The organism is Nocardiopsis sp. NPDC006938 (assembly GCF_042869555.1).
In the GTDB taxonomy this organism is placed as follows: Bacteria; Actinomycetota; Actinomycetes; order Streptosporangiales; family Streptosporangiaceae; genus Nocardiopsis.
The window spans coordinates 41,604-48,421 of the sequence record NZ_JBIAGA010000026.1 but is presented as its reverse complement, the minus strand read 5'-3'; the positions used below and the strand labels follow the sequence as shown (position 1 = coordinate 48,421).

Annotated in this window: 5 protein-coding genes and 1 riboswitch; of the genes, 2 read left to right on the top strand and 3 right to left on the bottom strand. The window is 71.5% G+C overall.

The genetic code is table 11. The annotated features are described in order from the left end of the window. Nucleotides 1-144: 144 nt before the first annotated feature. On the bottom strand, nucleotides 145-1,752 hold the full coding sequence (locus ACFYL4_RS25965; RefSeq protein ID WP_387521800.1) for an AbgT family transporter: 1,608 nt from the start codon (nucleotides 1,750-1,752) through the stop codon (nucleotides 145-147). Nucleotides 1,753-1,805: 53 nt separating this feature from the next. Beyond that, a complete protein-coding gene (locus ACFYL4_RS25960; protein ID WP_387521798.1) occupies nucleotides 1,806-3,077 on the bottom strand; it encodes an amidohydrolase family protein in 1,272 nt (423 codons plus the stop codon). Between the two features lie 194 nt (nucleotides 3,078-3,271). On the opposite strand from ACFYL4_RS25960, the gene ACFYL4_RS25955 reads away from it, so the two are divergent. Beyond that, nucleotides 3,272-4,282 carry an Lrp/AsnC family transcriptional regulator gene (locus tag ACFYL4_RS25955; protein WP_387521797.1) on the top strand — a complete coding sequence of 337 codons (1,011 nt, stop codon included), beginning with the start codon at nucleotides 3,272-3,274 and terminating at the stop codon, nucleotides 4,280-4,282. Here the strand turns inward: ACFYL4_RS25955 and ACFYL4_RS25950 are convergent. After that, a complete protein-coding gene (locus ACFYL4_RS25950; RefSeq protein ID WP_387521795.1) occupies nucleotides 4,279-5,169 on the bottom strand; it encodes a penicillin-binding transpeptidase domain-containing protein in 891 nt (296 codons plus the stop codon). The two genes, ACFYL4_RS25955 and ACFYL4_RS25950, sit on opposite strands and share 4 nt — an antisense overlap. Nucleotides 5,170-5,371: 202 nt before the next feature. Next, a riboswitch (glycine riboswitch) is annotated at nucleotides 5,372-5,473 on the top strand. 140 nt (nucleotides 5,474-5,613) lie between these two features. On the opposite strand from ACFYL4_RS25950, the gene gcvT reads away from it, so the two are divergent. After that, nucleotides 5,614-6,723 carry a glycine cleavage system aminomethyltransferase GcvT gene (gene gcvT / locus ACFYL4_RS25945; protein ID WP_387521793.1) on the top strand — a complete coding sequence of 370 codons (1,110 nt, stop codon included), beginning with the start codon at nucleotides 5,614-5,616 and terminating at the stop codon, nucleotides 6,721-6,723. Nucleotides 6,724-6,818: the final 95 nt, after the last annotated feature.

Sequence of the window (6,818 nt, the reverse complement as noted above, 5' to 3'; positions counted from 1 at the left end):
GAAGCTGCCCCTACTGTGCTCTGCTCCGCAAGCTCCGCAGTGTCGCACAGCGGGGGCCCGCCCGGGTTTGGCTGTCCGAGCGAAGTCGGCGCAGCAAGAGGCAGCCTGGTGGTCGCGAGCCCGGAATGATCCGCGGAACACGCCCTAGAGGCGTGCGTACATGCCGGGGCCGATGGGCAGTCCGCCGAAGTAGAACACCGCGAAGACGGCGACCCACATCACCAGGAAGACCAGGGAGAAGGGCAGACAGCGCGCGATCACGGTGCCGATGCCCGCTCTGGGCTCGTAGGACTTGAGGAAGCCGAGGACGATGATCACGTACGGGTTGAGCGGCGAGAGCACGCTGGAGGTGGAGTCGCCGATCCGGTAGGCGGCCTGCACGAACCCGGGTTCGTAGCCCAGGAGGGCGAACATCGGCACGAACACCACGGCGAACAGGGCCCACTGGGCGGAGCCGGAGATGATGAGGAAGTTGATCAGCCAGGCCAGCAGGACGAAGCAGAGGATGGCGCCGAACCCGGTGAACCCGGTGGCCTCCAGGGTCTGCGCGCCCTTGATGGCGATCCACGTGGACAGGCCGGTCCAGTTGAACAGCTCCAGGAACTGCGCCATGACGAAGGCCAGGACGATGAAGCCCGACATCTCCTTGACCGTGTGCCCCATCATCCGCGCCACGTCGGCGCCGCCCCGGATCGCCCGGGTGGAGACACCGTAGGCGACGCCGGGCACGGCCAGGGTGAGGAAGACGAGGAAGACCACCGAGCCGAGCAGCGGGGAGGTGGGGAGGAAGACGCCGTCCTCGTTGCGCATGGGCGAGCCCGCGGGGAGCGTGACCGCCAGGACCGCGATCACCGTGGTCACCAGGGAGATCCCGGCCCAGCGCAGCCCTGCTCGCTCGCTCGCGGTGAGCTCGGAGTCCATCTTCAGGTCGGGACGGTCCTCGCCCTCCCCGCTGACGGCGGCATTCGCTCCCGTCTGTTCACGGCTGACCCCCCGGCGTTCCAGAGCGGGTTCGAGGACGCGGTCGATGAGGAGACCGGCCACGGCGCTGAGCACGACCGCGATGGTGAACGTGAGGAAGTGGTTGGAGATCGGGCTGACGTGGGTGGTGCCCAGGCTCTCCACCGACGCGGCGGCGGTGTTGGTGATGCCGGACAGCAGGGCGTCGGTGCTCGTGATGAAGGGGCTACAGCTGAACGCGGCCATGGCGGCGGCGAAGGAGCCCAGCAGCCCGGCGACGGGGTGTCGTCCCGCCGCCTTGAAGACCATCGCGGCCAACGGGGGGATGACCACCATCGCGGCGTCGCTCATGATGCTGCCCGAGACGGCGACCAGGGCGGCCACGTAGGGGAGCATCCACTTCGGCGCGCCGCCGAAGGCCCGGCGGACCAGGGTGTTGAGCAGGCCGGTCCGCTGGGCGATCCCGACGCCGAGCAGGATGGTCAACACCACGCCCAGCGGCGGGAACCCGATGAAGTTGGGAACCAGGTGGGTGGTGAACCAGGTGAGGCCCCCCGCGGTGAAGAACCCCCGGATCGGCTGGACGCCCTCCTCGCTTCCGGGCACCTCGTAGGTGGCGCCCATCGCCGAGAGGACCGAGGAGGCCACGGCGACCACGGCGAAGAGCAGGAGGAAGAGGACGAAGGGGTCGGGGATCTTGTTGCCGAGACGCTCGATGGTGTCGAGGCCGCGGGTGAGGAGTCCGGGGCGCGCCTCGACGGCGCCGCTCCGCTTCGATCGCGGGGTGCTCATGGGTCACCTCTGGTGGTGGAGGGAGGGGTGGGGCGGGGACCATGGAGGCCGGGTCAGGACGCGGCGCCCGGTCGGCGACCGGTGGTGTCCTTGTGGACCACGCCGTCCTTGATGACGACGGTGACGTTGTCGGGGTCACCGGGCAGGGTGATGTCGGCGAGGGGGTCGCCCGAGCAGACGACGACGTCCGCGCGCTTGCCGGGTTCGAGGGTGCCGATCTCGTCACCGAGACCGAGCAGCGCCGCCGCGTCGCGGGTGCCCGCGAGGAGTGCTCCCATGGGACTCAGCCCGTGTTCCACCAGGAGCGCCAGTTCCCGCAGGTTGCGACCGTGCGGACAGATGCCCGCGTCGGTGCCCAGGGCCACGCGGACCCCCGCCCGCAGAGCGGCGGTGATGTTCTCGCTCAGGTGCTCCTGGAGTCGGAGCTTCTTGGCGACCGCGTAGTCGGCGGACCTCGCCGGGTCGGGCGGGGTGGTGGCGGTGGACAGGGTGGGCACCAGGTAGGCGCCGCGCTCCAGCATGAGTTCGACGCCCTCGTCGTCGATCTCGTACCCGTGCTCCACGCTGGTGACCCCCGCGGTGAGGGCGTTGCGGACGCTGCGGGCGCTCTGCGCGTGGGCGGCCACGGGGATGTCGTGGCTGGCGGCCTCGCGCACGATCACGGACATCTCCTCGATGTTGAGCCCGTCGTGCCAGGGTGTGTCCTGGGGGCTCCACACCCCGCCGCTGGCCATCACCTTGATGACCCCGGCGCCCTTGCGCATGACCTCGCGGGTGGCGCGCAGGGCCTCGGCGGGACCGTCGGTGTTGATCGAGACGGCGCCGTCGGGGCCCAGGACCGTGCCGTAGTCGAAGCCGCAGCAGGTGCGGAAGTCGCCGTGCCCGCCGGTGGGGCCGAGCGCCCGGTAGGCGGTGGTCACACGGGGGCCGGGGACGATGCCCTCGTCGACGGCCCGCACCACGGCCTGGTCGAGACCGGCCAGGTCGCGGACGCTGGTGACCCCGGCGTCGAGGGTGGCGCGCAGGCGCGGGATCGCGGTGAAGTACCCGTAGTGCGGCGGCTGGTCGATCAGGTCGGCCGGGTTCATGCCGTCGCCGGACATGGTCATGTGCACGTGCGTGTCGACGAAGCCCGGCAGGATCGTGCCCCCTGCGGCGTCGACCACCCGGTGCGGTCCGCCGATCAGCGGTGCCCGGTCGGCGGGGCCGACCCAGTCCACCCGGCCTCCACGCAGGACCACCGCTCCGTCGGGCAGGGGCGCGGACCCCGTCCCGTCGATCAGGCTCCCGTTCCGGACCACGACGGTCCTGTCAGCAGGGGTCATCGACGCCACCTTCCTCCCGGCGCCGGGCCCGGGCCCACGGTGGGGTGTCCGGGCGCGACGGCGCGTGAACCAACGGGGAACTCGCAGCTCAGGGCCGCGTTTCTGATCTTGCGGAAACCTACGCGGATGCTCCGGTAACCTTCGGGAATCGCCGGAAATCCCTACTGAGGAGGTGGATTCTGCCGGAATCGAGCATGCCCAACGAGTTCGACCTGACTCTGATCAACGCCCTCCAGTTGGCGCCCCGGGCCACCTGGGCCGAGCTCGGGCCGGTCCTGGACGCGGACCCGACCACGCTCGCCCGCCGGTGGAGGCGCCTGGAGGAGGAGGGACTGGCGCGCATCGCCGCGTTTCCGCGCCGCCGGGTGATGGCCCGTCGGAACCTCAGCTATGTGGAGTTGAGCTGCCGCAACGGATCAGTGGAACGGGTCGCCGCGGCCCTGGCCGAGGACCGTGACACCCTGAGCATCCAGTTCGTGGCCGGGTCGCACCAGCTCATGCTCACCGTGGTGCCGGGCGCCGGGCTGGCGGACTACCTGCTGAACTGGGTGGGCGCTATCCCCGACGTGGTCTCCTACCGGGTCCACGTGGTCACCGAGGTGCCCCGGGAGGCCTACCTGTGGCAGGTTCGGGCCCTCTCCCCCGGCCAACGGCGCCGGTTGCGGGCGCTGTCACCCGCTCTGCGCGACCCGGCGGGCAACGAACGCGTCACCGAACTCGACCAGGCCATCGTGGACCTGCTGTGCGCCGACGCCCGACTCGGCTACCAGGCCATCGCCGAGCGCCTCGACGTCGCGCCCACCACCGCGGCGCGGAGGATCAACCGGCTGCTGCGGGACGGCCTCCTCGGGCTGCGCTGCGACATCTCCCGCGCGCACATGGGGTGGCCCAGCGCCGCCACCCTGTGGGGTACGGTCGACCCCCAGGTGCTGGACGGCGTGCCCGACCTGGGAGAACGCATTCCCGAGGTACGGCTGTGCACGACCATCGCGGGCCCGGAGAACACCCTGTTCATCCTGTGGCTGCGCGACGCGCCCGACCTCACCCGGGTGGAGCGCCGACTGTTGGAGGAGCTGCCGGGGCTGCGTATCGCCGACCGGCGGATGACGCTGCGCACGTTCAAGTTCATGGGCGGCGTGACCGACGCCGAACAGCGTTTCGTGCGCTCGGTGCCGGTCCAGCTGCGCTCCCCGACAGACCCCTAGGCGGCGGGAAGGACGTCCAGCGCCACCAGGAGCTCGCGGCCCAGCGACTCGCGCAGCTCCGCGTCCTCCTCGTCCTCGACCTCCAGACGCAGCGCGAACGTGTGCAGCTCCGCGTCGCGCTCGACCCAGCCCACCCACCAACCGGGCACGGGGTCCACGTCCACACCCAGGCCGGTGCGGCCGAACAACTGGTGGCGCGGCCCCTCCTCGACCAGCAGCAGATCCCGCAGGGCCCGCTGGTGCTCCACGTCGACGGGCAGCTCCTCGCGGGCCAGCTCGGCGACGAAGGTCGCCTGCTCCAGGGCGGAGATCTCCAGGGGGCCCTCCAACCAGAACCGGTCCATCGCCCCCTCATCGCCGATGTTGCGGTTGCCGTAGTCGAAGCGGTCCACCCAGGTGGACATCCGCTCGTAACCGATCCGGTCCGCGACCTCCTGGTGTACCGGGACGTCGGAGGTGGGCAGGGCCTCGCGCAGACTCAGCTCGTCGCCGGACTCGGGGGCGATCACCTCGTCCACGTCGGACACCTCGCCGGTCTGGAGGGCGATCAGCGTGTTCGGGAGCTTGAAGGTCGACGCGGGGACGGCGCGCTCGCCCGCGGCGTCCGGGTTCACCACCACGGCGGACCGGGCACCGGCGTCGAAGAGCACGAACGTCCCCTCCACCCCGGCCTCGGCGAAGACGGCCTCCAGGTCCTCGCGCTCCACGGTCTGCACGTCGCCCAGCTCGATCGGGTTGCCGACCGTGCCCTGCGCGGGCTCCGGATCGTCCGCGCCACCGCAGGCCGCCCCGCCGAGCAGGGTGATCACGCAACCGGCGGCTCCGAGGACGAAGCGGCCGGAGGCGCGCCCGGCCCTGCCGGGAGCGTGTTCGGTGTCGGTACGCACTCGTCTCCTCCACGGGCTGTCCGAACGGGGTCCACCCTCAAAGCTAGATGATGCCCGGAGGTCACACACCCGGGTTCGCGAGGTCGCGCGGGCGTGTCGGCGGCTCGGGCTCCGCGCGCCCGGGCGGGCCCCGGCGGTCGTCCACAACCGCCCGGGTTGTCGTGGGCCTCCGATGTCGCCGCTGCTAGGCTGAGGCTGTCGCAGACCCCGTACGGGAGAGTGTCCGCGTATCCAGCGTGGGCCGCCGAAGGAGCAATCCCTCCCCGAAGACAACCTCTCAGGCACAGCGGACCGTACGGGCGAGACCACTCTGGAAAGCAGGGACGCGTTCCCTCGCCGAAGGTGCAAACCACGCCGAGCGCGCGGTGAAGCTCTCAGGCACCCATGACAGAGGGGGAGGATGGCAACGCCTTACGCACGACACCCATCCTCTCGGGAGTGCCCATGTCAGAGACCGCGCCGCGCCTCACCGCGCTGCACAAGATCCACGAAGAGGCCGGGGCGACCCTCGTCGACTTCGCCGGATGGCTGATGCCGCTCCGCTACGACAGCGAGACCGCCGAGCACACGGCCGTCCGTGAGGCCGCCGGACTCTTCGACCTCTCCCACATGGGCGAGATCCGGCTGAGCGGACCGCAGGCCGCCGAGGCGCTCGACCACGCCCTGGTCGGCTTCCTGTCCAAGGTCAAGGTGGGTCGCGCCCGCTACACTATGATCACCGCCGAGAACGGCGGCGTGCTGGACGACCTCATCGTCTACCGGCTCGGCGAGCAGGAGTACCTGGTCGTGGCCAACGCGGCCAACGTGTCCGTGGTGGCCCAGGCCCTGGTCGAGCGCGCCTGCGGCTTCGACGTCGAGGTCACCGACGAGTCCGCCGACTACTCGCTGATCGCGGTCCAGGGTCCGCGCGCCGTCGAGGTCCTCGCTCCCCTCACCGACGCCAACCTCGACGACATCCGCTACTACGCCGGGTACGAGCACACCGTGGCCGGGGTTCCCGTCCTGCTCGCCCGCACCGGCTACACCGGCGAGGACGGCTTCGAGATCTTCGTCCGCCCCGCCGAACGGGCCCCCGAGGTCTGGGCCGCGCTCATGGCCGAGGGCGCCCCGCTCGGGCTGGTCCCGGCCGGGCTCTCCTCCCGCGACACCCTCCGTATGGAGGCCGGGATGCCGCTCTACGGCCAGGAGCTCTCCGCCGAGCTCACCCCCTTCGACGCCGGCCTGGGCCGCGTGGTCAAGCTCGACAAGCCGGGCGACTTCGTGGGCCGCGCGGCGCTGGAGGAGGCCTCGCGCACCTCGCGCGGCCGCCGACTGATCGGGCTCGCCTCCCGTGGCCGCCGCCCGCTCCGCAAGGGCATGGACGTGCTGCGCGACGGCACCGTCATCGGAGTCACCACCAGTGGCGCCCCCTCCCCCACCCTGGGCCGCCCCATCGCCATGGCCTACGTGGACGGCGACCTCGACACCGCGACCGGCGCGTTCACCGTGGACGTGCGCGGACGGGGCGAGGCCGTCGACGTGGTCGAACTGCCGTTCTACCAACGGCAGTCGTAGGAAGCGGGGCCGCCGGAGCGCGGCCCCGAGGACCTGCACGCACCGCGCGGCCGACGCCCCACGAGGGACCGGCACGGACGGGGCGTGGCCAGGCG